Below are 23,448 nucleotides of genomic sequence, written 5' to 3' on the forward strand. Positions count from 1 at the left end.
ACGGAACCACGGTGGGGCTTTTTCGGTGGGGGAGTGGCTGGCGTTCACTGGAGGCTCGGAGGGGGCTGCGCCGGGTTCGGAGCACGGAGGCGGGCTCGCTTTCAAAACCGGGTTTTGAAAGACCGTCTGTGACGCGGGGTCCGTGCTCGGGAGTTCCGGCGGGATCTTGTCAGCCGGTGGCCGGTGGCCGGTGGCCGGTGGCCGGGTGGCCGGGCGCCGGGTGGCGCGGTGCTCCGGTGGCTCGGCGACCCGGCGGCGGGGCGACCCGGTGGCGCGGTGGCCCGGTGGCTCGGAGTCCCGGTGGCTCGGAGTCCCGGCGACCTCAGCGATCCGGTGGCCTGGGGCCCGGCGATCCGGCGATCCGACGGCCTCAGCGATCCGGCGATCCGGCGGCTCGGCGGCTCGGCGGCTCGGCGGCTCGGAGTCCCGGTGGCCCGTGGCCCGGTGGCTCGTGGCCCGGTGGCTCGTGGCTCGGCGGCTCGAAGTCCCGGTGGCTCGAAGTCCCGGTGGCCCGGAGTCCCGGCGACCTCAGCGATCCGGTGGCCTGGGGGCCCGGCGATCTGGAGTTCCGGCGGCCTCAGCGATCCGGTGGCTCGAAGTCCCGGCGGGCCGGCGATCTGGCCGTCCCGGTGGCTCGGTTTCAAAACCCGGTTTTGAAATCGGGGGCCGGAGGGGCCTGGGCCGGGTGGCGACGCTCGATCGGCCGCGGCGTGGATGCCGGAGGCGGGCGGGCGTGGTCTGCTGGCTTTGGGCGGCCGGCACTGTGCTGTCCGCGCACGCCGAGTTCCGGTTCCGGTTCCGTCAGGTGAGGAGTCACCGTCCATGGCTGTCTTCGTCCACGCTGTGATCCCGGGTGGTACGACCGCCCAGTACGACGCTCTCAACGCCAAGCTCCAGCAGACGCCCGAGATCTTCGAGGGGTGTCTTTCGCACGTGTGCGTACCGACCGACGACGGCCTGGAGATCTTCGACCTCTGGGAGAACGAGGGGCAGATGCAGGCCTTCGGGCAGAAGCTCGTCCCGGTGGCGCTCGAGGTCGGCTGGCCGGTCGATGTGAACCAGATGCCCACGGCCCAGCCGGTCCACCGCTACTGGGTGCCGGTCTCCGGCAACTGACCCACCGGCCCCGCCCCCGCGCAACCCTCCGCCCCGTACCCCCGCGCAAACCGCCCCCGCAACCCACCGCCCCCGGCACCGGTCGGCGCACGGCATCCGTCCGCGCCGCGAACGGTGCCGGGGTTGTCCCTCCGGATCTCCCCGAAAACGGCGGCGGTTTCAAAACCCGGTTTTGAAAGTGGAGGGCCAGGCTCCCGAGTTGGCACCCGATGTGTCCCATTTCTCACGAACTGATCGCGAATTGCGGTGGTGTGAGATTCCGGCAGAAGGCGTTGACGTGCAATGCTGTCCGGGTCCGCAGTACCGGTCCCTCGTGACCGGGAAGCACACGGAACCCAATGGAGCACCATCCATGGCACGCATCACTGCCGTCATCAATCGCAAGGGTGGAGTCGGCAAGTCGACTCTCACCGTCAACGTCGCCGCCGTCGCGGCCGAGGTCCTCGGAGAGGCTCCCGCAGGGGAGCCCGATTACGTGGTCGCCGTTTCGAGCGACCCGCAGGGCTCGGCGACCTGGTGGTCGGAGCGGGTGGGGGACGACCTTCCCTTCTCCTTCATCCAGACCAAGTCGCGCAAGGACCTCACCTACTTCCCCGAGCTGAAGAAGACCCGCAAGGTCAAGCACGCCTTCATCGACACCCCCGGCTGGATGGACCTGCCGGAGGACGAGGTGCAGCAGGCCGGTGACCCGTTCGGCGACAGTGCGGCGGCCGACGCCATGCGCGCCGTGCTGGCCAACGCCGACGACCTGATCATCCCCGTCGAGCCCGAGCCGCTCGGCTTCATCCCGACCCAGACCACCATCGAGGAGGTCGTCAAGCCGCTGGGCCTCCCGTACTGGGTCGTCATCAACAACTGGGACCCGCGCGACGGTCTGGCCGACCTGGAGGACACGCGCGCCTTCATCGAGGGCAGCGGCTGGAACCTCGCCAACACCGTGATCCGGCACTACAAGGTCCACGCCCGTGCGGCCGTCGAGGGCACGGTCGTCACCCGGTACAAGAAGAACCGGGTGGCCATGGAAGCCCGTGAGGACTTCTACAAGCTGGCCCTGGAGATCGGAGCGGGGGCCAAGCGTCGATGAGCAAGCGCACCAACTTCGCCAGCCTGATCGGCGAGAAGGCGGCCGCCGCGGCGGCCGCCGGGGGAGAGCCCGAGAAGAAGCTGCCGCCGCATTCGGCGCTCATGCACACGCTCGTCGGCAATCCCGAGAACCCCCGCGGCAAGGCCGAATACAGCCCGGACGACCCGGAGTTCGAGGAGCTGATGAACACCCTGCGGGAGGTGGGTCAGCTCCAGCCGGTGGCGGTGGTCTCGCGCGAGGTGTTCCTGCGGCTCAAGCCGCAGCACGCCAAGGCCGTCGGCACGGCGGACTGGGTGGTCGTCAACGGCAACCGCCGCCACGCGGCCGCCCGCCAGCTCGGCTGGACCCGTATCGACATCAAGGTCCAGGACCACCTCGGTGACGGCAAGGGCCTCCTCGACGAGGCCGTCATCATCGAGAACATCCACCGCAAGGACATCGAGCCGTGCAAGGAAGCGGCCTTCCTGCAGGTGCTGGTGGAGAAGTACGGGTCCCAGGACAAGGTGGCCCAGCGCATCGGCAAGTCGCAGATGTACGTCTCGCACCGGCTCTCGCTGCTGCGGCTGGCGCCGGAACTCCAGCGCCGGGTGGACGCGGGTACGTTCAAGCTGAAGGCGGCGCGCGAGCTGGCGGCCCGTACGGCCGATCACGAGGAGCAGATGGCGCAGTTCGCGGAGCAGTTGCGGCAGGCGCAGCTCCCGAAGGCGTCCCCGGCCCAGGCCCAGGCCCCGGCCCCGGCCGCCCCGGCCGCCGTCGCCGCGCCGGTCGCTCCGGCGCCTGCTCCCGCCCCTGCGCCTGCCGCCGCTGCCACTCCTGCCCCCGCTCCCGCGCCGGAGGCTCCGGCCCCCGTCGTGGCCCCGGCCCCTCCGGTGCCGCCGGCCGCCGTGGCGTACGAGCCGGTGGCGGCCGTGGCGGCTCCGGTGGAGGCGGTCCCGGAGGATGCGGCCGTGCCTGCTTCCGTCGTCAGGCCGCGTTCCTCGGCCCCTGATGAGGGGCCGGTTCCGTCCGCTGCCGGTCCGGAGCCGGTCGGCGTTCCCGAGCCGGTGGCGGCCGAGACGGCGGCGGTGGCGGCGAGCGCAAGGGAGTCGGCCGGCCGTGGGGGAGCGGTGGCTGCCGCGCTGCCGCTGCTCAGCGCGCTGCTCGACACCGTGGATACGCCGGAGGATCTGGTCCTGGGTCTCCGGGAACTGACGGACGAAGCGTACCGTCAGCGGGTGGCCGAGCTGCTGCTGGAACAGATGTAGTCTGCACGGACTTCAAAACCCGGTTTTGAAAACGGCCCGCTCCCTTCCCTCCGGGGGAGGGGAGCGGGCCGCCGCGTTCCCCGGCTTCCGCCCCACGGGAACGTTCTCGTACGCCGGTTCGTCCTACGGCTTGAGCACGATCGCCATCGCTGTGTGTCACTCGGAAATGAGGAGCCATGGAGCCGAGGGAAGAGTCGAAGCTGGAAGCCACCCTGTCGGACGGGCGGCGCATGACCTTGTCGCTGCCGGCGCTGGACGCCCCGTGGGCCGCGGATGGTGTCGACGGTCTGCGGTCCGTCCCCGCCACGCACACCGGCCGCGGCAGCGAGCCGGCCCCCCTGCCCGACGTCGAACAGGCCCAGGCCCTGCGCGTCGCCCTCCTGGGCATAGTGGCCTGACCCCCGCCCCCGGCGCTGCGTTCCGCGCCCGCAGCGGCGGCGCTCGGGGGTCTCGACACCCTTGCCCCCGGCCGTATCGCGCGAGGGGGGATCGGTCGGCAAGGTGCGCTTCCTGCACCTCCACGGCGCTCGTGATCCAGCCCGTGGTGGACCCCGAGGCCGAAATGACCGCCCTCGGCCGCCTCCTGCTCCGACCCGGCACCAAAGGCGGCCGCTGGAGCCGAAATCCGGCCCGGGAGGGCGAGCTGAGGGGGTCGAAAACGCCTGAGCGGCCGCATGACGGCCTCTCAGGGTGCCGATGACCCAATCCCATTGACCCGTCCGCGTTCGGCGCTTCCAGGGCCCATTCTGGCGGTCGCTTTTCGACCGATTCTTACGAAAAATCCGAATCATGGCTTCATCGGACGGGTCGCGGGGTGCAGCCCGGGAAGCCGTCCTTCGACTCCGGTTCGGTGGCCGAGACGCCGGCGGAGGTGTCGGCGCGGGCCCGGGTCTGGGATGGGACGGCGCCGGGGCCTACACCTCGGGGAGGGACGGGTCCGGGGTCCAGGGGGACGGGGCGGTGAGGGCCCAGCGTTCGTGGTCGCGCCAGGCGCCGTCGATGTAGAGGTAGGCGGGGGAGAGGCCCTCGTAGCGGAAGCCCAGGCGTTGGACCACGGCCAGGGAGGCCTTGTTCCCCGGCTGGATGTTGGCCTCCAGCCGGTGGAGGCGCAAGTCCTCGAAGGCGTACCGCACGGCGAGGCGGAGCCCTTCGGTCATGTAGCCCCGCCCGGCGGACGGGGCGAAGGCCGCGTAGCCGAGGGAGGCGCCCTGGTAGCGGCCGCGGATGATCGAGTTGATGTTGACCATGCCGGCGACCGCACCCGTCTCCTGCACGCAGATCAGATGCCCCTGGTTGACGGGCTCGTCGAACCGGCGCATCCAGACCTGGAACTCCTCCGCGGTCGCGGGCAGTTGCATCCACGGCCCGTGCAACTCGGCGCTGGCCCTCACCAGTGAGCAGAACTCGTCCTGGTCGGCGAGGGTGAGCGGCCGCAGTGCGACACGTGAGGAGTGCGGGGCGGCAGCGGAGGAATAGGGCGAGGACGAGGAGGAGGACATGGGCCCATGCTAGGCACGCTCCGAGCGGATGATCGCGTGGATTTCCCGCCCCTCCCGGCCACGGGCCGGGCCCCTCGACGGAGGACCGGCCGCACCTCGGCCGAAATCGGGTCGCGGCCCTCGGTGCCGCGCTCTAGCCTCGGCTTCCATGAGCGACTTCCAGGTGATCCACGACGTGTCCGTCCTCGTCTGCGAGCCCGAGGGCGAGGTGATCGGCGGTGAGGCGGACGTGATGGACCTGGTGGGAAACGCCGCCTGGCAGGGTGCGCAGTGGGTCGTCGTTCCCGTCGAGCGGTTCAGTGCGGAGTTCTTCCGGCTGCGCAGCCGGGTCGCCGGCGAGGTCATCCAGAAGTTCGTCACCTACCGGGTGGGCCTCGCAGTCCTCGGCGACATCTCCGCGCACACGGAGAGCAGTTCCGCCCTCCAGGACTTCGTCCGCGAGTGCAACCGGGGACGCCAGACCTGGTTCCTGCCCGGCCTCGACGAGTTCCGCGACCGGCTGCGGGAGCACGTCGCGGGCTGACCAGGGACCCGGGATGAAGCCCCGCGGCTCGCCCCCTCCGGGTGGGCCGGGCTCGGTGGGGTGGCCGCCCGGTGCATGCCGCGGGCCTGGCGGCAGGGCGCGGCCGGATCGAATGGCCGAGCGGCCGGGCAGTGCCGAGCCCGGTCGTAGGCTGGGGCAGGAGGTGGTGGTGGTCGTGATCGTCGAGAGGATGAGGGTCCACCGGGAGATGCTCGGCCCGGAGGAGCTCTCGCGCTGGCCCTGGACGGTGCCTTGCGTGGCCGAGCTGTTCGGGGCCGGGATCGCGCTGGAGGCGCCGGTGACCTTCCTCGTCGGGGAGAACGGCTCGGGCAAGTCCACCCTGACCGAGGCGCTGGCGGAGGCCTTCGGGGTGGACTCGTACGGCGGCCGGGCCGGTTCCCGGTACGCGCCCCACCGGGAACGCAGTGTGCTGGGGGAGTACCTGCGCCTGGGCTACACCCCGCGCGGCCAGCGGATGGCGGCCGGGCCACGGGAGCGGCGGCGCGGGTTCTTCCTGCGGGCCGAGTCGGCGATGCAGATGATGGAGGAGAAGCAGGCGGCGCCGGGGTACTGGCAGGAGCGCACCGACCTGATGAGCCACGGGGAGGGCTTCCTCACCGTGTTCGAGTCGATGTTCGCCGAACCCGGTCTGTACGTGCTGGACGAGCCGGAGGCCGCCCTGTCCTTCACCTCGACCCTGCGGCTGGTGGGCCTCCTGGACGAACTCGCCCGTACCGGCGCGCAGGTGGTGTGCGCCACCCACTCGCCGATCCTGGCGGCCCTGCCCGGCGCGGCCGTCCTGGAGGTGGGTGACCACGGAGTCCGCCCGACCCGCTGGGAGGACCTGGCGCTGGTCGACCACTGGCGCCGCTACCTGGCCCGGCCGGACGCGTACCTGCGGCACATCCTGGGCTGAGCCAGGTCCTGGGCCGAGTCCTGTGCTGGGCTGAGTCCTGTGCTGAGACCCGCCCTCGTCCTCAACTGCTTTGCTGCCCCAAGTAATTGACCTCTAGGTCAAATACTCACTACAGTGGCCGCATGGGCAGGCCGAAGGGTTTCGAGCCGGACGTGGTCGTCGCGCAGGCGATGGAGACGTTCTGGACCAAGGGGTACGCGGGCACGTCGCCGGCCGATCTTGCGGCGGCCACGGGAGTGGCCAAGGGCAGCCTGTACCACTGCTTCGGTTCCAAGCGGGAGCTGTTCGCCAAGGCGCTGGACCTGTACGGGCGGCTGTGCGAGGAGTTTGCCGAGGAAGCCCTGTTCCGGCCCGGCACCGCCAAGGACTGCATCCGCGCGTACTTCGTGACCCTCGTGGACATGGGCCTCGACGGGCCGGACCGGCGCGGGTGTCTGGCCCAGAAGACGGTCGAGGAGCTCGGGGTGCAGGACGAGGAGGCGGCCCGAGCGGTCCATCGCATGGAGGAGCGCCTGATCGGGCAGTTCGCCGCCCGCATCGAGCAGGGGCAGCGGGACGGGGATGTGGACCCGGAGGTGGACGCGGGGGCGCAGGCGCTGCTGCTCCAGACCACGCTCGCGGGGCTCCGGGTGATGGTGAAGACCTTCGAGCGCCCGGTGCTGTACCGGATCGTCGACACGGCCCTGGCGGGCATCTGAGGCCCGGCGTCCCGGCGCTGACGGCCTTTCGGTTTTCACGTGCCCTGATTCTGGACCTCTGGGTCAAGAATTTCTCGTTCGGTATCCGCAGTTCAGGAATCCGCAGTTCAGGAATCCGCAGTTCAGGAATCAGTCGTTCAAGAGCCTGTCGTTCAGGAATGGGGAGAACATGGATCTCGGAATCAGTGGGAAGACCGCCCTGGTCACCGGCGCGAGCCGCGGCATCGGCCTGGCGATCGCCCGGACCCTGGCCGCGGAGGGCGTCCGCGTGGTCGGTGCCGCCCGTACCGTCACCCCCGAGCTGGAGAAGGTCGCCGCCGCAGCCGTGTCCGTGGACCTGAGCACCCGCGAAGGGGCCCGGTCGGTCGTCGGCGAGGCCCTCGACGCGGTCGGCGGGATCGACTTCCTCGTCAACAACGTCGGTGCGGGGGACCCGGAGCTCCTGTCCCTCGCCGGGTTCCTCGACGCGGACGACGAGCAGTGGCAGGGGATATTCGACCTCAACTTCTTCAGTGCGGTGTGGACCACCAAGGCGGCGCTGCCGAGCATCCTGGAGCGCAAGGGGGCGATCGTGAACATGTCCTCGATCAGCGCCCGCGTGCCGGGCGGCTCGCCGGTCGGCTACGCGGAGGCCAAGGCCGCCCTGACCCAGTTCTCCAAGCGGCTCAGCGAGGAGCTGGGGTCGAAGGGGGTGCGCGTGAACACCGTCTCCCCGGGCGTGATCACCAGTCCGCTCTGGACCGACCCGGCGGGCTACGGCGGCACGGTGGCCGCCGCGTTCGGGGTCGGGCACGGTGAGCTGCTCGACGCCCTGCCCGGCCGGCTGGGCATCGCCTCCGGCCGCCTCGGCACCCCGGAGGAGGTCGCGGACCTGGTCGCGTTCCTGCTGTCGGAGCGCGCCGCCGGCATCCACGGCGCCGACCACGTCATCGACGGGGGCACCATCAAGACCACCTGACCGGGGTGGTGCGGCGCACGCACCCGGCCCCTGCTCTCGGTCTCAGGCGTAGTACAGCCAGCAGGAGAGCAGGGGTACGGCCATGGCGGCCGCGGCCGTGGCGGCCAGCGGGCGCGGCCGGGTCGCCGGGTCCACGAAGGCGGCGGCCGTCACCATCAGGGCCGTGGGGAGGAAGAAGACCATGGCGATGACGGCGCCCACGAGGGACCAGGTCAGCAGGCCGGTTCCCACGATCAGGCAGGCCCAGGCGAATTCCTGCGGGTGGCTGCGGAAGCAGAGCGGAAAGGCCGCTGCCAGGGTGGTGATCACGAACAGGCCGCCGATCATGCTCGCCAGGCCGATGAGCAGGGCGGGCAGGGCGCACACGAGTGCTGTCACGATCAGCGCGGACTGCCCCGTGTGGATGCGACCGTCTTCCATTTTTCTGCCCCCGCTGCCGTCTGGTTCTTGAACGCGTTCAATCTGAACGTGTTCAAGATAGTCGCGGTGTCGATCTCTGCCAACTCCCGGGCCGGACTCAGCCGATGGCCGCCAGCACGCGTCCGGCGTCCGGATCGCCCGCCACGGCCGCACGGTGGAGTACGCGGCGCAGTTCGGGCAGGTCGGCCGGGTCGGTGAGGACGGTGGCGAGGGCGATGGCCGCCGAGGTGTCGCCCTCGTCGGCGGCGAGCCGCCAGTGCGCGGCGGCCTCCTCGGGGCGGCCGGTCAGGCTCAGGACGTGGCCCAGGTGCAAGCGGGCCCGGCCGTGCCCGTGCCGGGCCGCCTCGCGGAAGCAGGGCTCGGACTCGGCGTAGCGGTCCTGGTGTTTGAGGAGCAGGGCCAGGTTCAGGTGCGCGCTGGTGATGCCGGCCCGTGCCGCGCGCCGGTACAGCGGCTCGGCGAGGTCCGGACGGCCTGCGTCCCGGTGCAGGTTGGCGAGGTTGAACAGGGCCCGGGTGTCACCCGCCTCGATCGCCCGCCGGTACCAGCGGGCCGCCTCGTCCGTCCGGCCGCCGGCCTTCAGGACGACGGCCAGCGAGAGGACCGCCTCGGCCTCGCCGGCCTCGGCCCCCGGCCTGAGCAGGCGTTCCGCCTCCGGCCAGCGGGCCGCGCCGGTGAGGAGCAGCCCCCGGCGGAGGCGTGCCTCGCCATCGCCGGCGGCCTCGGCGCGGGCATAGGCCGCCATGGCCTCCTCGGTGCGGCCGAGGTGCGAGAGCAGGGCGCCGAGGTTGAAGGAGGCGTCCGCGGCTCCCGCCAGGGCGGCGCTGCGCAGGCAGACTTCCGCCTGCGCGTACTCGCCCCGCTCCCTCAGAAGCACGCCCAGGCCGTTCCAGGCCGCGGCCAGCCCGAGTGCGCCGGCCTGCCGGTACGCCTCGGCCGCCGCGCCGGGCCGGCCGGTCTCGTGCAGGAGGAGGCCGAGGTTGAGGAGGACGGTGGCGTCGGCCGGGTCGGCCTCGGTGCGGTAGACCCGCTCGGCTTCCTCGTACCGGCCGAGGCGGAAGAGGAGGACTCCGAGGTTGTTGGCGGCCGGTCGGACCCCTGCCTCGGTGAGCAGCCGCCACAGGTTCACCGCGGTGGCCGGGTCCTGGCGGCCGGCGCGCAGGGCCACTTCGAAGGCCTGGTCGAGGTCCTCGGCGCACAGCAGCGCGTCGTACCAGGTGGGCGGGGGGATGGGCACGGACTCCCGGACGGCGGTCTCGACCAGGTGCGGATGCACCTGCCACGCGCCGCCGCCCGCGGGGAGCAGCATGCTGCTGATGCCGCAGCGGGGCCGCTCGGCCCAGGCGAGGGCGTCGGCGGCCGGTTCCGGGCGCAGTTGCGCGCCGCCAGACGCGGCCAGATAGGGGAGGTGGGCGTCCAGCAGGACGGCCGTGGGGAGGGGGCGGGCGATGCCGGCCCGCCGGAGGTCGATACCGGCCCGGATGAGGGCGGCGCCGCGTGGGCTGCCGCCCACCCGGTCGGCCTGCTGCAACTCCCGCCACAACCGGGGCCCGGCGACGAGGTGTTCGGCGACGCCGAACGCGTGGTCCCCGCTGGCCGCCCGGACCACGCGCGCATCGGACGAGGTACGGGCGCGGGCGCGTTCGGCGGGTGTCCAGCGGCGGTCGAGGAGGAAGGCGGCCATCCGGCGCAGCGCCTCCGCCTCCTCCGCGTCCTCCGCCTCCTGTCCCTCCTGCCGGGCCGCCTGCTCCGCCGTGCTGAGCGTGCCCAGGACGCAGCTGCCCGCGGCGGTGACCTCGCGCAGTGCGGGCGCGGCGGGCTGTCCGTCCGCGAGGTAGCGCTCCAGGCCGTCGAGCCACAGGACGCAGGGCCCCTGGTCGGACGCGGCTGCGATGGCGGCGGCCAGGGCGGGGACCTCGCCGGGGCGGGCGGGCCGTACGAAGCGGTGGCCGGGCAGGGCGTGCCGCAGGGCCTCGTAGAGGGTGCGCGTGGTGCCCGCGGCCGAGTCCCCGGCCAGGTACAGGGCATCGCCGTCCGCACCGGCCCGGCGTACGGCGGCGCGCAGGCGGGGGTCGATGTCGCGCGGCACGTACGCGGGCACCGGGCCGCCCTCGCCCTCGGCGCGGTGGACTCCCGCGTCGAGTGGGCCGACCTCCCGTACGAGCGGCCACTGCTGCGGGTCCGGAAGACGCTCGGCGGCCGGGAAGCGGCGGGTGACGGCGGGGTGCAGAAGGGTCTGCCGCTCCAGCCACGCCAGGTCGTGGCAGGCGAGAGGGAAGGGGTGGGCCTCGCGCAGGCCGTTGAACCAGGTGAGTTCGGCCGGGTTCATTTCGACCGGCACGACGAGCGTCCACCGCTCCGGACGGTCCTCGGCGGCACGGTCCAGCGAACGGCGCACCTGCTTGCGCTGGCTGGGGCCGATGCGCCGGTCGAAGGCCTTGATCTGGAAGACGTGCCGGCCGCCGGAGGGTGACGGGAGGTAGGCGTCCACCCCGCCGTCGCCGCCCGAACCGTCCACGCACACCAGTTCGTCATGGACCAGCCCCAGCAGGGACTTCACCGCCCGCTCGAACTCCGACGGCTCCAGCAACTGCCAGCGCGACACCCCACCCATGACCGGATTGTCCCGCCGACCGGCGGCCCCGCACCGGTGATCCGCGGAATCGGGGTGGCTGCGTATCCGGGTGTGCGGGTATGCGGGTGTCCGGGTGTCCGGGTATGCGGCAGGCCCGTGGGGCGGGGGCGGCCGCGGGCCCGGTCCGGCGAGGGGCGGGGAGCGCCGCCGTGTCGGGTGCGCCGTGTGAGGGGAAACGGCTTGCCGTCACCCCGTCGGCGCGCCCGGCGGGCGCCGGCACGCGTACACCCCCACCCTTGGTACCGGGAACTGCCCGCGCCCGAAGGGACCACACCTTGCTCAGGCTCGCCGTCGATCTCAACCGCTGTCAGGGATCCGGCCAGTGCGCCTTCCTCGCCCCCGACGTCCAGGCCGCGCACGGAACGGAAGGCGCGCTCCCCGACCCCCGCGCCCTGGCGGCACAGCGCGCCCGCGTGGCGCAGGCGGCAGCCGCCTGCCCCGCCCAGGCCATCCTGACCGACGAACCGAACCCGCCGGCCCCCTCCTGACTCCGCCCCCTCCTGATCCCCGTTCCTCCTGGCCACGCCCCGGCCGTCTCGCACCCGAAGACCGTACGGTCCCCTGCCGTGCACCCGGCGACGTTTGGTGGGGGGCTGCACCCGCCGTGGGGGAGCGGGCCGCACCCCGCACCCCGCACGCCGCACCGCCAGCCACACGACCCCCGGGAGCCGGCACGGATGTGGTGTGAGGCAGGCTGAGCGCATGAAATCCAGAACCGGTGGCATGTGGTGGGGCACGACGATCGAGGCGCCGGACCCCGGCGCCCTGGCCAGGTTCTACGCCGACCTCCTCGGCTGGCACGTGGGGCACGAGGAGCCGGGTACCGCGATCGTCGGCGCCTCCCCGCAAGGGCCCTTCTTCGTGTTCCAGCAGGCAGAGGGCTACCGGCCGCCGGTCTGGCCCCCGGTCGCCGGGGAACAGCGCCCGATGATGCACTTCGACTTCCAGGTCGGAGACCTGGACTCGGCCGTCGCCGAGGCGGTCGCCCTGGGCGCCACCGTCGCGGAATTCCAGCCGCGGGAGAACGTGCGCGTGCTGTTCGACCCGGCGGGCCACCCTTTCTGCCTCTGCGTCGACGAGGGCTGATCGGCGGGGCGGGCGGCCGCCCGGATGCCCGCGGGCGTCGGCCGCCCGACCCGGCGGCCGGGGGCATGGTGCGGGCTCAGGCGGAAGGCGCGGCCGGCGGCCGGATGCCGAGCCACTGTTCGGCGTCCCAGGCGTGGAAGCGCTCGGCCTCGGTGAAGCCCAGTTTCGCCGCGAGGCGCATCGAGCGGACGTTGGCGGTCTGGGTGGTGAGGACCACCGGCTCGCCGGGGAGGGCGCCGTCGAACCAGCCGAGTGCCGCTGCGCACGCCTCGGCGGCGTAGCCGTATCCCCATGCCTGCGGAAGGAAGAGGTACCCGAGATCGGCCTTCCCCGCGGCGGCCGGGCAGAGCTGCCCCGTGTCCCTGCCGAGCGTGACCTGCCCGATCATCTCCCCGTCGAGGGCCACCACGAACCGGCCCGGGCGCCGGCCGGGGGCCCCGGGCATCGCGCGCTCGACCGCCTCACGCGGCTGGGCACCCCCGATGAAGGCGCCCACCTCCGGGGAGCTGAACAGCTCGATGACCGCGGCCCGGTCCCGCGCTTCGGGCTCGCGGAGCACCAGCCTGTCGGTCCTGATCGGTACGGGCGGCGGCCAGGCGACGGGTCCGAGATCAGTCATGTCGGCCAGCCAACCAGCTGCCTCGGCAGGGATCAAGACGCGCGGATTTCCCCGCGTGGGCCGGCAGAGCTCCGCGCAGGGGCTTCGGCCGGGCCCTGCTCGTACGCCGCGTTCCGCCCCCTGGCCGGGACCGTGCCGCCCGCCGCGTCCGTGTCGGCCGGGCCGCGGCGACGTCCGACTCACCGTGTTCCGTGGCGTGCCGCCGTTCTCCCGACCGGGTGGCACGGAACCGGCCCCGCCGTGTCGGACTCCGTGCGGGCGCGGGTTCGGACATGGTGGCAGGGTGTCGGCATTCCACGGGCTCGCGCGGTCGTTGGCCGGTCTCGCCGCAGCACTCGCCCTCGGCGGCTGCGGTCCGGCGGAGCCGGCCGCGGCTCCGGTCGGGCAGCCCCCTCCTGCCACGTCCGGCGTGGCGGCGCGGGCGGGTCGGAGTCCGCAACCGCGGTCCGTGGCCGACGGCAGGAGTCCGGAACCGCCGTCCGTGGTCGGCGGCAGGACTCCGGGGCCGCCCGTGGTGGCCGGGCGGAGTGCGGCGACTCCGCCTTCCCCGGTGCCGGGGCGGCCGGTGCCCGTCGACTGCCGGAAGGCCCGGTGCGTGGCCCTCACCTTCGACGCCGGGCCGGGGCCCGAAACGGCGCGCCTGCTGGACGTCCTCAAGGCGAAGCACGTCAGCGCGACGTTCTTCCTGCTCGGCACGAACACGCGCGTCCGCCCCGAACTCGTCCGCAGGGAGGCCTCCGAGGGGCATGAACTGGCCAATCACACGTGGACGCACAAACGCCTGACGCTCGTCCCGGAAGCCGAGATCCGCCGGGAGCTCCTCACCCTCCAGGAACAGGTCGAGCAGCTCACCGGCCGTGCCCCCACCCTCATGCGCCCGCCGCAGGGGCTGACCGACGCGCGGGTCGCCGAGGTCTGCCGCTCCCTCGGGCTGGCGCAGATCCTGTGGTCCGTGACCGCGAAGGACTACCGCGACCACGACCCCGGCCTCATCACGAGCCGCGTCCTCCAGGGCGCCCGCCGCAACGGCATCATCCTGCTCCACGACGTCTACCCGGGCACCGTCCCCGCCGTCCCGGCCATCATCGACGGCCTCCGCCACCGGGGCCTCACCCCGGTCACGGTCTCCCAGCTCTTCGCCCCCCACCACCCCGAACCGGGCCACGCCTACTGGAACGCGCCCTGACCGCGCGGGTGCGTGCCCCGCCCCTCCCCCCTGACCGCCGTTCCCCACCGGACGTGCGCCGTTCCCCCATCGGACGTTCGCCCGAGTGCCGCACGGAATGCGGGGCGGCCCCGGGGCGGGCAGGGTGGTGGCCCCGAGCCCTGCGCAGTGGAGGTACGAGGCCGATGTCCGAGGAGGTCGTCGCGGTGTCGGTGGCTGCGGCCGCCCGGGGCGGGCGGGTCGCGGACCGCGGGCGGGCGGGAGACCTGGTCCGGCTGGGGGCCGTCGCCCTCGGGTACGGGATCGCCCAGGTGCTGCTCGTCGTACCCGGCACCGGTCTGGGGTGGGACGAGACGGTGTACGTCAGCCAGGTCGCGGCCGAGGCGCCGGCCGCGTACTTCAGCGCCCCGCGGGCCCGCGGCATCACCTACCTGGTGGCCCCCGTCGCGGCGTTCACCTCCTCCGTACCGGCCCTGCGGCTGTACCTGGCGGCCTTGTCGGCGCTGGGACTGCTGCTCTCGCTGTGGGTGTGGCGGGGGCTGCTGCCCACCCGTGTGCTCGCCCTGGCGGGCGGGCTGTTCGCGGGACTGTGGACCACGCTGTTCTACGGCCCGCAGGCCATGCCCAACCTCTGGGTGGCCTTCGGGGCGCTCTTCACCGTCGGCTGCTTCCTGCGGGCCGCCCGCAACCCCGAGGACCGGCTCGCACCGGTCGGGATAGCCGCCGGGGTGGCCTTCGCGGCACTCATGCGGCCCGGCGACGCCGTGTGGCTGGTGCTGCCCCTGCTCGGCGCGGCACTCGCCGTGCCCGCCTGGCGGCGGGCCGCCCTCGCGGCGGCGCTGGTCGTCGGCCTCTTCGTGGGCGGGGCGGAATGGGCCGTCGAGGCGCACCTCCGGTACGGCGGCCTCCTGCCCAGGCTCCGGCGTGCGAGCGAGATCCAGGGCGGGCTGGGCTGGCACCCGGCCCTCACCGACCAGCTGCGCTCCCTCGACGGCCGGACGCTGTGCCGCCCTTGCGAGGTGCCGTGGTCCCGGCCGGTGACCGGCCTGTGGTGGTTGGCCCTGCCTCCGCTGGCCGCGGGCGGGCTGCTCGCCGCGTGCCGCAGCGGACGGGGCCGCACGGCGGCCGTGGCCACCGCGGCCGCGCTGTTCCTCGCCGCGCCCTACCTCCTGATGATCGGCTACGCGGCCCCGCGCTTCCTGCTGCCCGCGTACGCGCTGCTCGCGATCCCGGTCGCGCTCGGCCTGGACCGCCTGTTCGCCGCCTGCCGCACCCGGCCGCTCGCGCTGGCCGCCCTCTGCGCGGCCCTGGCGGGCCACTTGGCGGTGCAGTTCGCGGTCACCGGGGCCGCGGCGGGCCGCAGCCGCGCCGACCGGACGGCGTTCACCGCCGTCGCCGCCGAACTGCACCGCCTGGGCGTCCGGCCGCCGTGCATCCTCAGCGGCACGGAGGCGGTCCGCGCCGCGTACGCCACCGGCTGCGCGTCCCGCCAGGTGTACGGGGGCCACGACGGCAGCATCAGTGCCCGCGAGCTCGGCGCCCTGGCGCGCACTCGGCCGACGGCGGTGCTCGTGTCGGGCAACGCGGGGCCGCCCGCGTGGGCCCGGAGCTGGCACCTCCAGCCCCTGCCGGCGCTCCCGGGCCACCGGGACTACCGCGCGTACGTCGCCCCGCCGGCTTCCCCGGGCCCCGGCCCGGCCCTCGCCCCGGGTTCCGGCCCGGCCCTCGCCCCGGGTTCCGCGGTGCCATTCGTCCGGCCGTAGCGGGACCCGGGGCGGCGGGCGGACGCCGGTCCCCGGATGCCGGTCCGGAACGAGTGGCCGCGGCCACGGGGTCCGGGGCGGAGGGCGGGGGCGGCCGGATGCCGGGTGCCGGGTGCCGGATTTCGGAACGTCGGGGCGGGGAGGGCGTGCGGTTTGCGCCACGCCCCGGTACGGAAGGCGTGGCGCGAACGGCCCGGCCGCGTACGGTGGGCCTCCCACGACCCGGGAGAGCACGTGCAACCACCGAGACCCGCGCACTCGTTACGCGCCGAGCAGGCCTTCCGCGCCCGGCTCGCCGACGCCGGGGCCCAGCTCCTGGAACGGGCCTGGCTCGGCAACTCCATCCCGCACGCCGTACGTTGCGCCGCCGGACATCTCGTCACCCCGCGGCCCGCCAACGTCCAGCAGGGCCAGGGCATCTGCCGCGTCTGCGCCCGCCGCTGTCCGGAAGCGGCAGAGGCGGCCTTCCGCGAGCGCCTCGCCGCCGTCGGCGCCACCCTCCTGGAACCCCACTGGCTCGGCGTCCACGTCCCCCACCGCATCCGCTGCGCCGCCGGCCACGAATCCCTCCGCCGCCCCTCGGCCGTCCGCCGCTCAGGCTGGCCCTGCCGCGCCTGCCCGCGGCCCCGGGTGGAGGGCGAGTACCAGCCGAAGGCCCGGCTGGCGGGTTAGGCGTCCGCGGCCCGTGTGCGCAGCAGCTCGATGAGCTTGGTGAAGTCCGCCGTCTGAGGCTGGCCGGGCCCGAGGACGCGTTCGCAGTCGGCCAGTGCCTGTTGCGCGCAGGAGACCGCAGTGGAGTGGTGCCCGAGGTTGCTGTAGGTGATGGCGAGGTTGGCGCGTGCGAGGTGGGTGTCGGGGTGGTCGGTGCCGAGGGTGCGTTCGCGGTCGGTGAGGACCTGTTCCTTGAGGGCGAGTGCTTCTGCGTGTCGGCCGAGGTGGCCGTAAGTGCTGGCGAGGTTGGCGCGTGCGAGGTGGGTGGAGGGGTGGTCGGGTCCGAGGGTGCGTTCGCGGTCGGTGAGGACCTGCTCTTCGAGTGCGAGCGCGTCGGTGTGTCGGCCGAGGTTGAGGTAGGTGACGGCGAGGTTGGCGCGGGCGAGGTGGGTGTCGGGGTGGTCGGTGCCGAGGGTGCGTTCGCGGTCGGTGAGGACCTGTTCCTTGAGGGCGAGTGCTTCTGCGTGTCGGCCGAGGTCGCGGTAAGTGCTGGCGAGGTTGGCGCGGGCGCGGTGGGTGGAGAGGTGGTCGGGTCCGAGGGTGCGTTCGCGGTCGGTGAGGACCTGTTCCTTGAGGGCGAGTGCTTCTGCGTGTCGGCCGAGGTGGCCGTAAGTGCTGGCGAGGTTGGCGCGTGCGAGGTGGGTGAAGGGGTGGTCGGGTCCGAGGGTGCGTTCGCGGTCGGTGAGGACCTGCTCTTGATTGAAGAGTGCTTCTTTGTGTCGGCCGAGGTTGAGGTAGGTGACGGCGAGGTTGGCGCGGGCGCGGTGGGTATCGGGGTGGTCGGGTCCGAGGGTGCGTTCGCGGTCGGTGAGGACCTGTTCTTCCAGGGTGAGTGCTTCTGCGTGTCGGCCGAGTTCGCCGTAAGTGCTGGCGAGGTTGGCGCGTGCGAGGTGGGTGGAGGGGTGGTCGGGTCCGAGGGTGCGTTCGCGGTCGCTGAGGACCTGTTCTTCCAGGGCGAGTGCTTCTGCGTGTCGGCCGAGGTCGCTGTAGGTGGCGGCGAGGTTGGCGCGGGCGCGGTGGGTATCGGGGTGGTCGGGTCCGAGGGTGCGTTCGTGGTCGGTGAGGACCTGTTCCTTGAGGGCGAGTGCTTCTTTGTGTCGGCCGAGGTCGCGGTAAGTGCTGGCGAGGTTGGCGCGGGCGCGGTGGGTATCGGGGTGGTCGGGTCCGAGGGTGCGTTCGCGGTCGGTGAGGACCTGTTCCTTGAGGGCGAGCGCGTCTTTGTGTCGGCCGAGGTCGCGGTAAGTGCTGGCGAGGTTGGCGCGGGCGAGGTGCGTTTTGAGGTGGTCAGGCTCCAGGAGGGTTGTGGCCAAGCGGAGTACCTTGCTCCAGTGATCGTGAGCGGCGTGGTACAAGCCGGCGCGGCTGAGGCTGCTCCCGGTCAGGAATACGACCGCGTGTCCCTCGTCGGCCCACAGATGTGGCCCGGCACAGTCGTGGAGCGCGTCCGCGTTGGTGCGGAGGACCGCGCAGAGTTCGCGGTGGTGCTCCTCCGGTTCGGGCCAGGCTGCCAGTAGCGCGTCCGCGGTGGTGGTGGCCAGGACGGGCTGGTCCGCGGCGGACGTGGTTTCGCGGGCCGCGCGGGCCGTCAGGGCGTGGATGCGGATCTGGCGGTGCGGGGTGCGGGAGTCGTACGTGATCAGGTGGTAGCGGTGGAGTACGCGGAGGGCTGAGCGGGCCTGGGCCCAGGTCACCTCCGATTCGGGTCCGGACCCGTCCGGAGGGGGGCTCTGCCGGGTGAGGTGGCCGAGGAGCGTCTGCGTCTGCCACAGGGATTGGGGGTGGCCGGCCGGGTCCAGCAGGGCGGTGACGCGGAGGACCGGTTCGGCCAGGCCGAGCGGTTCGGTGGCGTTCGCCGCGTCCAGGGAGAGGAGGAGGGCGGCGGCCACGCCGCGGCCGTAGCGCTCCGTGTCGGCGCGGCCCGGCAGGAGTTGGTCCAGGCGGCGGCCGCTGTCCTCCAGGAGGTCCAGGTACTCCCCGGCCGTGAGGTCCTCGTTGATCAGGTACGCGGCGGCGTGGCCGAGGGCCAGCGGCAGCCGGTCCAAAGCCTCCGCCAGCGCCGCCGCCTTGTCTTCCAGGAGGTGGGCGGAGGCCTCCCCCGCGAGCCGGGCGTCCAGGTACGAGCAGGCTTCCTCGGGGGTGTAGAGGCCCACGTCGATGCAGGTGCGGTTCCCGCCGGTCATGCGGGCGTCGTGCAGGCGGCTGGTGGCGAGCACCCACCCCTGGGGGCCCGACGGCCACCACGGCCCGATCGCGTCGGGGTCGGCCACGTCGTCGAGGACCACCAGCCACGAGCGGTCGGTGACCGCCGCCCAGGCCAGGAAGGCCCGTGCGTCGGCCTCCGGGTCGGAGCCGTCGGCTCCGGGCGCGCGGACGAGGCGTGCGGCCTGCGCGTAAAGGGCGATGACCTGCTGGATCTCGGTGGCCGGGACCCACATGACGAGGTCCCGTCCGGCGGCCGCGGCCTCGGTGGCGCAGGCGGCCGCCAGCTGCGACTTCCCGACGCCCCCGCCGCCGGAGAGGACCTGCGTACCGTCCGCACGGACCTCACGGGCGCGGGCGGCGTCGATCGCGGCCCGCAGCTGCGGTCGGGGCTGGAAGGCGGTGGCCGTCAGCGGTACCGCGCCCACCCGCAACGGCCAGGCCACGGGCGCGGGGCCGGCCTCGTGGTGGTGGCTGTGGTGGTGCGTGCTGCTGTGCTTGTCGCCCGCGACCAGGTCCCCGCCGACGGTGGTCTCGTTGTGGTCCCCGCTGATGCCCATCGCGAGGCGGTCGCCCGCCGAGATCCCGCGCGGGCCCGGGACCGTACGGCCGCGGTCACCCCCGCCGCCGTCACTTCCGCCGCGGTCACTTCCGCCGCGGTCACTCCCGTCGGGGGCGTTCCGGCCCGCGTCGCCCTTGCCGCGGTTCCACCGGCCGCTCACGGCCGCCGCCCGCGGTCCGGGGCGACCGGGACGGCGTACCGGTCCGAGGTGCGGCCCACCTGCCCGCCCGGCACCGGCCGAAGCACATCCCGCGCCGCGTCGCGCACCGCCGCCGCCACTCTGCCCCCCCACTCCGCCGTCCCGCCGGGCCCGAGGCCCGCCCCCTCACCTGCGGGGCCGCCCGGACGCGCCCGTCCCCGTGAGGAACCGTCCGCCCCCGCGCCGCCCCGCCCGTCCAACGTATTACGCCCCTCGTCACGCCGCCCGCAAAACGGCGTTCCCGCCCGCACCGCACCGCTCAGCAACCGGCCCGTCCGTTCCCGGTCAGGCCCCCGGCCACCCGTCCCCCCGCACCCGTGCATGCAGATGCTCGTCGTGCCACCCGTCCGCATGGAGGAGCGCCTGCCGCATGGTGCCCTCCAGCGCGAAGCCGGCCTTCGTCGCGGTGCGGCAGGAGGCCGGGTTCCGGACGGAGTGGGTGATGCGCAGGCGGTGCAGGCCGAGCTCTTCCAGGGCCCAGCGGCTGACCCGCACCGTGGCCTCCACCCCGAGTCCGCGGCCCCGGCCGGCGGGCAGCAGCCAGTACAGCAACTCGCCCTGCCCGCCCGCCAGATCCAGGTCCGCGAGGCCGATCAGCCCGAGGGCCTCGCCGCCCTCGGGGGCGATGGCCCAGATCGCCGCGTGCTCGCTCTCCCAGCGGCTGCGCCACTGCTCGATCTTCGCGCGGGCGCCCGCAACGGTCAGCGGCTCGGGCCGGTTCCAGTGCAGGATGTCCGGGTCCGCGCAGGACTGCGCCAGCGCACCCGCGTCACGCACCTCCCACGGCCGCAGCTGCGCGCCGCGCGCGAGCCGGAAGACCGGCTGCCCGCTCCCGCTCATCCGTCCGGGAGCGACCACCGGCGGGATCTGATTCGTCACCATGCACCCATGATCACCCGTCCGTCATGACGTCCTCGTCAGAACGTCCCCCGGCAGGCCATCGCCCGCAGCGTCCGCCTCAACGTGCCTACCAGGGCCGCCTTCGTGCGGCGCGCCTGCGGGGTGTCCACGTGCACCGAGTTCAGGTGCAGGCCCTCGTGAGTGCGGTGCAGCCACAGGAACATGCCGTTCGTGTAGGGGACCGACGTGTACGCGGCCGCCCGGCGGGCCGCGTGGCGGGCAGCGCCGGGGGCGTCCCGCAGGTCCATGTACGAGAGGAAGCTGACCGCGTACGGCCAGGGTTGGGCGTACAGCTCGGGGGTGAGCAGCCCGAGTACGCGGACGAACGGGATCCGGCCGCCCCTGATCATCCGCGTGCACGCGTCCCGGGCCGCCCGTACCGTCGGCGCGAAGTCCGCGCCCTCCGCCACCGCCACCGGGATCTCGACCGGGAGCAGGTTCACGAACCACCCCGTGCTGTGGGCGTGGCGCCCGCGGCCGCGCGTACCGACGGGCACCAGTGCCCGGTAGACCTCGGGTCCGCCCTGCTTCCCGAGACTGACGCCGACCGCGGTGAGGGCGCCCGTGGCGAGGCTCGCGCCGGCCGACCGGCAGCGGGCCTCCAGGCCCGTCGCCGCGGGGCGGCCCAGGAGGGTGTCCGTCGAGTTGACGGAGCGGCAGGCGGCGCCGGGCTCGATGCCGAGGTCCAGCGGGAAGGCCGGGAACGGGCCGCCGTTGCGGGCGATGAACCCCCGCCAGTGGTCGAGCCGGCGGTCCTCGGGGACCGCGGCGGCGGTCCGCCGGCGTTCCTCGCGGGCGTGCCCGAGGAAGCCGCCCACCGGGGGGAGGTCCGGCTCCCGGCCGCAGGAGAAGGCCTCGTAGGCGGTGGCGATGTCGTCGAGGACGACCAGCATCGAGGTCCCGTCGGTCACCAGGTGGTCGCACGCGAAGTGGACCGTGGTGGACTCCTCCCGGATCACCGCGCCCATCACGAACCAGGGCCCGCGGTGGGTGTCCGTGGTGCTCAGGATCTCCGCGGCACGGGCCCGGGCCGCGGCGGGCGAGTCCAGGACCCCCCGGTCGAGGATCTCCAGCTTCACGTCCTCCGGGTCGGGGACCTCGACCGCGACCCCGCCGTCGGGGGAGGAGCGGAACTCGCAGCGCAGCGCCTCGTGGCGCCGTACGCAGTGCAGCAGGGCGGCTTCGAGCGCCGGGCGGTCGAGCCGGCCGCGGATCTCGAAGGTCATGGCGAAGGAATCGGTCCCGGGACCGGCATCCGTGCCGGAGGAGGCCGCGGCAGCCGCGGCCGCCGCCGACGCCGCGAAGTGGTACTCCTGGTTGTACGAGGGCTGCGCGCGGTCCGGTGCGGCCCCCGCACGGGGTCCCGCTTCGGGCCCGGTGCCGGCGTGGCCGGTCACCGACCGGACCCGCCACTCGACGGCGTGCCCGGGGGCGAGGACCAGCGCGGAGCCGGGGAGTTGGCGCATCAGAACCGGCCGGTGCGGGCGAGGTCGTCCATGGTCCGCACGAGTCTGCGGACCAGCGCCGCGTGCGTGCGCCGGGCCTGCGGGGTGTCGGCGTACACGGAGTTCAGGTGCAGCCCGGTGTGGTTGCGGTGGAACCAGAGGAAGATGCCGTTGCTGTGCGAGGTGGTGACGTACTTGCGCGCCTGCCACGCCACGTGGCTGTGCGCCCCCGGGGTCCTGCGGAAGTCCAGGTAGGAGAAGAAGCTGACGGCGAAAGGCCAGACCTGCGGGCCGGTCTGATTGCGCGTCAGCAGATCGAAGACGCGTACGAAGGGGGCGTCGGTGTACGGGCGCATCGCGTCCAGGGCGCCCTGCGCGCCCGCCACCACCTCGGCGAATTCCATGCCGTCGGCCACGGGGAACTCGACGGGAAGGGTGGTGACGAACCAGCCCATGCCGTGTTCCGCGGGCCCCCGCCCGCGCGTGTTGACCGGCAGCAGGGCCCGGTGCACCTCCGGCCCGCCCTCCCGGCGGAGGCTGACGCCGAGGGCGGCCAGCACCCCGGCCGAGGTACGGGCGCCCGCCGCGCGGCAGCGGGCCTCCATCGCGTCGAGGCGGCCGGCGGGCAGCAGCGTGTGCAGCTCGTTGACGGCGAGGTACGGCACGCCCGGCTCGATGCCGAGGTCCAGGGGAAAGCGGGGGAAGAGCTGCCCGTCGTTGCGGGCGGCGAAGCCCTTCCAGTGGTCCAGCAGCGGATCCTCGGGGCCCAGCGCCGCACCGCGCCGCCGCTCGGCCGCGGCATGGGCCACGAAGCTCTTTGCCTCGGGCAGCACCGGCTCCCGCCCCTGGGCGTACGCCTCGTAGGCCGCGGCGATGTCGCGGATGGCCACGGGAGTCGAGACCCCGTCGGTCAGGAGGTGGTCGCAGGCGAAGTAGACGGTGGCGGACTCCTCGCGGACCATCGCTCCCATCACGATCCACGGGCCCCGCAGGGTGTCGGTGCCCTGGAGGAACCGCTGCACGTAGGCGCGGGCCCCGGCCGCGGTGTCGAACCGCCCGGCCTCGGTGCGCTCCAGCTTCACGTCCTCGGGCGGTACGACCTCCAGCACGGGTTCGCCCGCGCCGCCCTCCGGGCCGCCCCCTGCGCCGCCCCCCGGGCCCCCGCCGAGGCCCCTGAACTCGCAGCGCAGCACTTCGTGCCGCCGTACGAGGTGCAGCAGCGCGGCCTCCAGTGCCGCGAGGTCGATGCGCCCCCGGATCTCGAACGAGCCGCCGATGTAGGAGGCGTAGCCGATGCCGGCGGCGCGCAGGGCGTGGGCGACCGAGAGGTGGTCCTTCTGGTTGTAGGAGGCCAGGGGGCGCGGGGAGGGGTCTGCGGGATCGGACTGCCCGGCGGTTCCGACAGCGGACACCGCCCATTCCACGGCGCGTCCGGGTGCCATCTCCATGTCCTCGACGGGCAGCTGTAGCACGGGGGCCTTCCTGATCGGTCGTCATCACACGGCTCGCGGACCAGTAACGAGCCGGAGAACGGACGGTGACGGTCCGTCGGCTGCGGTGGACGGCCCCCGTCCGGGTTACGGCCGGGTAGGTGAAGATCGCATAACGGCTGTGCCCGGTGATGTCCGGATGACGTCCGGTTCGCTCCTTTTTCGATCTTCATCGGAAGATTAAGTTCCACCTCAACCCGTGCATGTCATGCGCGT

The 23,448-nt window shown here is 73.6% G+C and carries 21 protein-coding genes; 12 read left to right on the forward strand and 9 right to left on the reverse strand.

Features of this window, described 5'->3' with window-relative positions; translation table 11 throughout:
- Positions 1 to 822 precede the first annotated feature (822 nt).
- The 4 genes from ACZ407_RS15940 (at position 823) to ACZ407_RS15955 (ending at position 3,842) form a co-directional block, all read left to right on the forward strand.
- A complete protein-coding gene (locus tag ACZ407_RS15940; protein WP_468128669.1) occupies positions 823 to 1,116 on the forward strand; it encodes a hypothetical protein in 294 nt (97 codons plus the stop codon).
- A 352-nt stretch (positions 1,117 to 1,468) separates the two neighbouring features.
- Complete coding sequence (locus ACZ407_RS15945; RefSeq protein ID WP_468128670.1) at positions 1,469 to 2,200, forward strand: nucleotide-binding protein; 732 nt, start codon at positions 1,469 to 1,471, stop codon at positions 2,198 to 2,200.
- Positions 2,197 to 3,444, forward strand: a complete 1,248-nt coding sequence (locus tag ACZ407_RS15950) for a ParB/RepB/Spo0J family partition protein (RefSeq protein WP_468128671.1) — start codon at positions 2,197 to 2,199, stop codon at positions 3,442 to 3,444. Before ACZ407_RS15945 ends, ACZ407_RS15950 begins: the two co-directional genes overlap by 4 nt.
- A gap of 176 nt (positions 3,445 to 3,620) precedes the next feature.
- Positions 3,621 to 3,842, forward strand: a complete 222-nt coding sequence (locus ACZ407_RS15955) for a hypothetical protein (protein WP_468128672.1) — start codon at positions 3,621 to 3,623, stop codon at positions 3,840 to 3,842.
- Between the two features lie 516 nt (positions 3,843 to 4,358).
- On the opposite strand, the gene ACZ407_RS15960 is transcribed toward ACZ407_RS15955, so the two are convergent.
- Positions 4,359 to 4,943 (reverse strand): GNAT family N-acetyltransferase, encoded by a 585-nt coding sequence (locus ACZ407_RS15960; RefSeq protein WP_468128673.1) that lies wholly within the window; start codon positions 4,941 to 4,943, stop codon positions 4,359 to 4,361.
- Between the two features lie 148 nt (positions 4,944 to 5,091).
- Between ACZ407_RS15960 and ACZ407_RS15965 the strand changes: the two genes are divergently transcribed.
- The 4 genes from ACZ407_RS15965 to ACZ407_RS15980 all read left to right on the forward strand — a co-directional run bounded on the left by ACZ407_RS15965 (position 5,092) and on the right by ACZ407_RS15980 (position 8,038).
- A complete protein-coding gene (locus ACZ407_RS15965) occupies positions 5,092 to 5,466 on the forward strand; it encodes a DUF4180 domain-containing protein (protein ID WP_468128674.1) in 375 nt (124 codons plus the stop codon).
- A 175-nt stretch (positions 5,467 to 5,641) separates the two neighbouring features.
- Positions 5,642 to 6,382, forward strand: a complete 741-nt coding sequence (locus tag ACZ407_RS15970) for an AAA family ATPase (RefSeq protein ID WP_468128747.1) — start codon at positions 5,642 to 5,644, stop codon at positions 6,380 to 6,382.
- A gap of 122 nt (positions 6,383 to 6,504) precedes the next feature.
- Positions 6,505 to 7,080, forward strand: coding sequence for a TetR/AcrR family transcriptional regulator (locus ACZ407_RS15975; protein ID WP_468128675.1), 576 nt, complete (start codon positions 6,505 to 6,507; stop codon positions 7,078 to 7,080).
- A 169-nt stretch (positions 7,081 to 7,249) separates the two neighbouring features.
- Positions 7,250 to 8,038 carry an SDR family oxidoreductase gene (locus tag ACZ407_RS15980; RefSeq protein WP_468128676.1) on the forward strand — a complete coding sequence of 263 codons (789 nt, stop codon included), beginning with the start codon at positions 7,250 to 7,252 and terminating at the stop codon, positions 8,036 to 8,038.
- Positions 8,039 to 8,080: 42 nt separating this feature from the next.
- On the opposite strand, the gene ACZ407_RS15985 is transcribed toward ACZ407_RS15980, so the two are convergent.
- The gene (locus ACZ407_RS15985; protein ID WP_468128677.1) at positions 8,081 to 8,458 is read right to left on the reverse strand and encodes a hypothetical protein; all 378 of its coding nucleotides are present in this window, start codon (positions 8,456 to 8,458) and stop codon (positions 8,081 to 8,083) included.
- Between the two features lie 97 nt (positions 8,459 to 8,555).
- Positions 8,556 to 11,072, reverse strand: coding sequence for a tetratricopeptide repeat protein (locus ACZ407_RS15990; protein WP_468128678.1), 2,517 nt, complete (start codon positions 11,070 to 11,072; stop codon positions 8,556 to 8,558).
- Between the two features lie 296 nt (positions 11,073 to 11,368).
- Here ACZ407_RS15990 and ACZ407_RS15995 point away from each other — a divergent pair, with 296 nt between their 5' ends.
- Together ACZ407_RS15995 and ACZ407_RS16000 are read left to right on the forward strand one after the other, a co-directional pair.
- Positions 11,369 to 11,581 carry a ferredoxin gene (locus ACZ407_RS15995; protein WP_468128679.1) on the forward strand — a complete coding sequence of 71 codons (213 nt, stop codon included), beginning with the start codon at positions 11,369 to 11,371 and terminating at the stop codon, positions 11,579 to 11,581.
- 214 nt (positions 11,582 to 11,795) lie between these two features.
- Positions 11,796 to 12,179 (forward strand): VOC family protein, encoded by a 384-nt coding sequence (locus tag ACZ407_RS16000; protein ID WP_468128680.1) that lies wholly within the window; start codon positions 11,796 to 11,798, stop codon positions 12,177 to 12,179.
- 76 nt (positions 12,180 to 12,255) lie between these two features.
- On the opposite strand, the gene ACZ407_RS16005 is transcribed toward ACZ407_RS16000, so the two are convergent.
- Complete coding sequence (locus tag ACZ407_RS16005; protein WP_468128681.1) at positions 12,256 to 12,798, reverse strand: GNAT family N-acetyltransferase; 543 nt, start codon at positions 12,796 to 12,798, stop codon at positions 12,256 to 12,258.
- 514 nt (positions 12,799 to 13,312) lie between these two features.
- Here ACZ407_RS16005 and ACZ407_RS16010 point away from each other — a divergent pair.
- Positions 13,313 to 13,984: a polysaccharide deacetylase family protein gene (locus tag ACZ407_RS16010; RefSeq protein WP_468128748.1), complete on the forward strand. Its 672-nt coding sequence runs from the start codon at positions 13,313 to 13,315 to the stop codon at positions 13,982 to 13,984.
- 164 nt (positions 13,985 to 14,148) lie between these two features.
- Positions 14,149 to 15,726 carry a hypothetical protein gene (locus ACZ407_RS16015; protein WP_468128682.1) on the forward strand — a complete coding sequence of 526 codons (1,578 nt, stop codon included), beginning with the start codon at positions 14,149 to 14,151 and terminating at the stop codon, positions 15,724 to 15,726.
- Positions 15,727 to 15,987: 261 nt separating this feature from the next.
- Here the strand turns inward: ACZ407_RS16015 and ACZ407_RS16020 are convergent, their stop codons facing one another.
- From ACZ407_RS16020 to ACZ407_RS16040, 5 genes are all read right to left on the reverse strand, one after another.
- A complete protein-coding gene (locus ACZ407_RS16020; RefSeq protein WP_468128683.1) occupies positions 15,988 to 16,287 on the reverse strand; it encodes a hypothetical protein in 300 nt (99 codons plus the stop codon).
- A 107-nt stretch (positions 16,288 to 16,394) separates the two neighbouring features.
- Positions 16,395 to 19,358 (reverse strand): tetratricopeptide repeat protein, encoded by a 2,964-nt coding sequence (locus tag ACZ407_RS16025; protein WP_468128684.1) that lies wholly within the window; start codon positions 19,356 to 19,358, stop codon positions 16,395 to 16,397.
- A gap of 324 nt (positions 19,359 to 19,682) precedes the next feature.
- Positions 19,683 to 20,279: a GNAT family N-acetyltransferase gene (locus ACZ407_RS16030; RefSeq protein WP_468128685.1), complete on the reverse strand. Its 597-nt coding sequence runs from the start codon at positions 20,277 to 20,279 to the stop codon at positions 19,683 to 19,685.
- 35 nt (positions 20,280 to 20,314) lie between these two features.
- A complete protein-coding gene (locus ACZ407_RS16035; protein WP_468128686.1) occupies positions 20,315 to 21,763 on the reverse strand; it encodes a condensation domain-containing protein in 1,449 nt (482 codons plus the stop codon).
- Positions 21,763 to 23,214 carry a condensation domain-containing protein gene (locus ACZ407_RS16040; protein ID WP_468128687.1) on the reverse strand — a complete coding sequence of 484 codons (1,452 nt, stop codon included), beginning with the start codon at positions 23,212 to 23,214 and terminating at the stop codon, positions 21,763 to 21,765. The genes ACZ407_RS16035 and ACZ407_RS16040 overlap by 1 nt, the downstream gene beginning before the upstream one ends.
- Between the last annotated feature and the right edge of the window lie 234 nt (positions 23,215 to 23,448).

This window comes from Streptomyces sp. NPDC030809, from assembly GCF_055572195.1.

Excerpts from the sequence above, each read along its gene's own strand:
- ACZ407_RS15985 (WP_468128677.1), bottom strand. The coding sequence starts at position 8,458 with ATGGAAGACGGTCGCATCCACACGGGGCAGTCCGCGCTGATCGTGACA.
- ACZ407_RS16015 (WP_468128682.1), top strand. The coding sequence starts at position 14,149 with ATGTCCGAGGAGGTCGTCGCGGTGTCGGTGGCTGCGGCCGCCCGGGGC.
- ACZ407_RS16030 (WP_468128685.1), bottom strand. The coding sequence starts at position 20,279 with ATGGTGACGAATCAGATCCCGCCGGTGGTCGCTCCCGGACGGATGAGC.
- ACZ407_RS15940 (WP_468128669.1), top strand. The coding sequence starts at position 823 with ATGGCTGTCTTCGTCCACGCTGTGATCCCGGGTGGTACGACCGCCCAG.
- ACZ407_RS15965 (WP_468128674.1), top strand. The coding sequence starts at position 5,092 with ATGAGCGACTTCCAGGTGATCCACGACGTGTCCGTCCTCGTCTGCGAG.
- ACZ407_RS16000 (WP_468128680.1), top strand. The coding sequence starts at position 11,796 with ATGAAATCCAGAACCGGTGGCATGTGGTGGGGCACGACGATCGAGGCG.
- ACZ407_RS15990 (WP_468128678.1), bottom strand. The coding sequence starts at position 11,072 with ATGGGTGGGGTGTCGCGCTGGCAGTTGCTGGAGCCGTCGGAGTTCGAG.
- ACZ407_RS16035 (WP_468128686.1), bottom strand. The coding sequence starts at position 21,763 with ATGCGCCAACTCCCCGGCTCCGCGCTGGTCCTCGCCCCCGGGCACGCC.
- ACZ407_RS15960 (WP_468128673.1), bottom strand. The coding sequence starts at position 4,943 with ATGTCCTCCTCCTCGTCCTCGCCCTATTCCTCCGCTGCCGCCCCGCAC.
- ACZ407_RS15945 (WP_468128670.1), top strand. The coding sequence starts at position 1,469 with ATGGCACGCATCACTGCCGTCATCAATCGCAAGGGTGGAGTCGGCAAG.
- ACZ407_RS15975 (WP_468128675.1), top strand. The coding sequence starts at position 6,505 with ATGGGCAGGCCGAAGGGTTTCGAGCCGGACGTGGTCGTCGCGCAGGCG.
- ACZ407_RS16005 (WP_468128681.1), bottom strand. The coding sequence starts at position 12,798 with ATGACTGATCTCGGACCCGTCGCCTGGCCGCCGCCCGTACCGATCAGG.
- ACZ407_RS15950 (WP_468128671.1), top strand. The coding sequence starts at position 2,197 with ATGAGCAAGCGCACCAACTTCGCCAGCCTGATCGGCGAGAAGGCGGCC.
- ACZ407_RS15980 (WP_468128676.1), top strand. The coding sequence starts at position 7,250 with ATGGATCTCGGAATCAGTGGGAAGACCGCCCTGGTCACCGGCGCGAGC.
- ACZ407_RS15955 (WP_468128672.1), top strand. The coding sequence starts at position 3,621 with ATGGAGCCGAGGGAAGAGTCGAAGCTGGAAGCCACCCTGTCGGACGGG.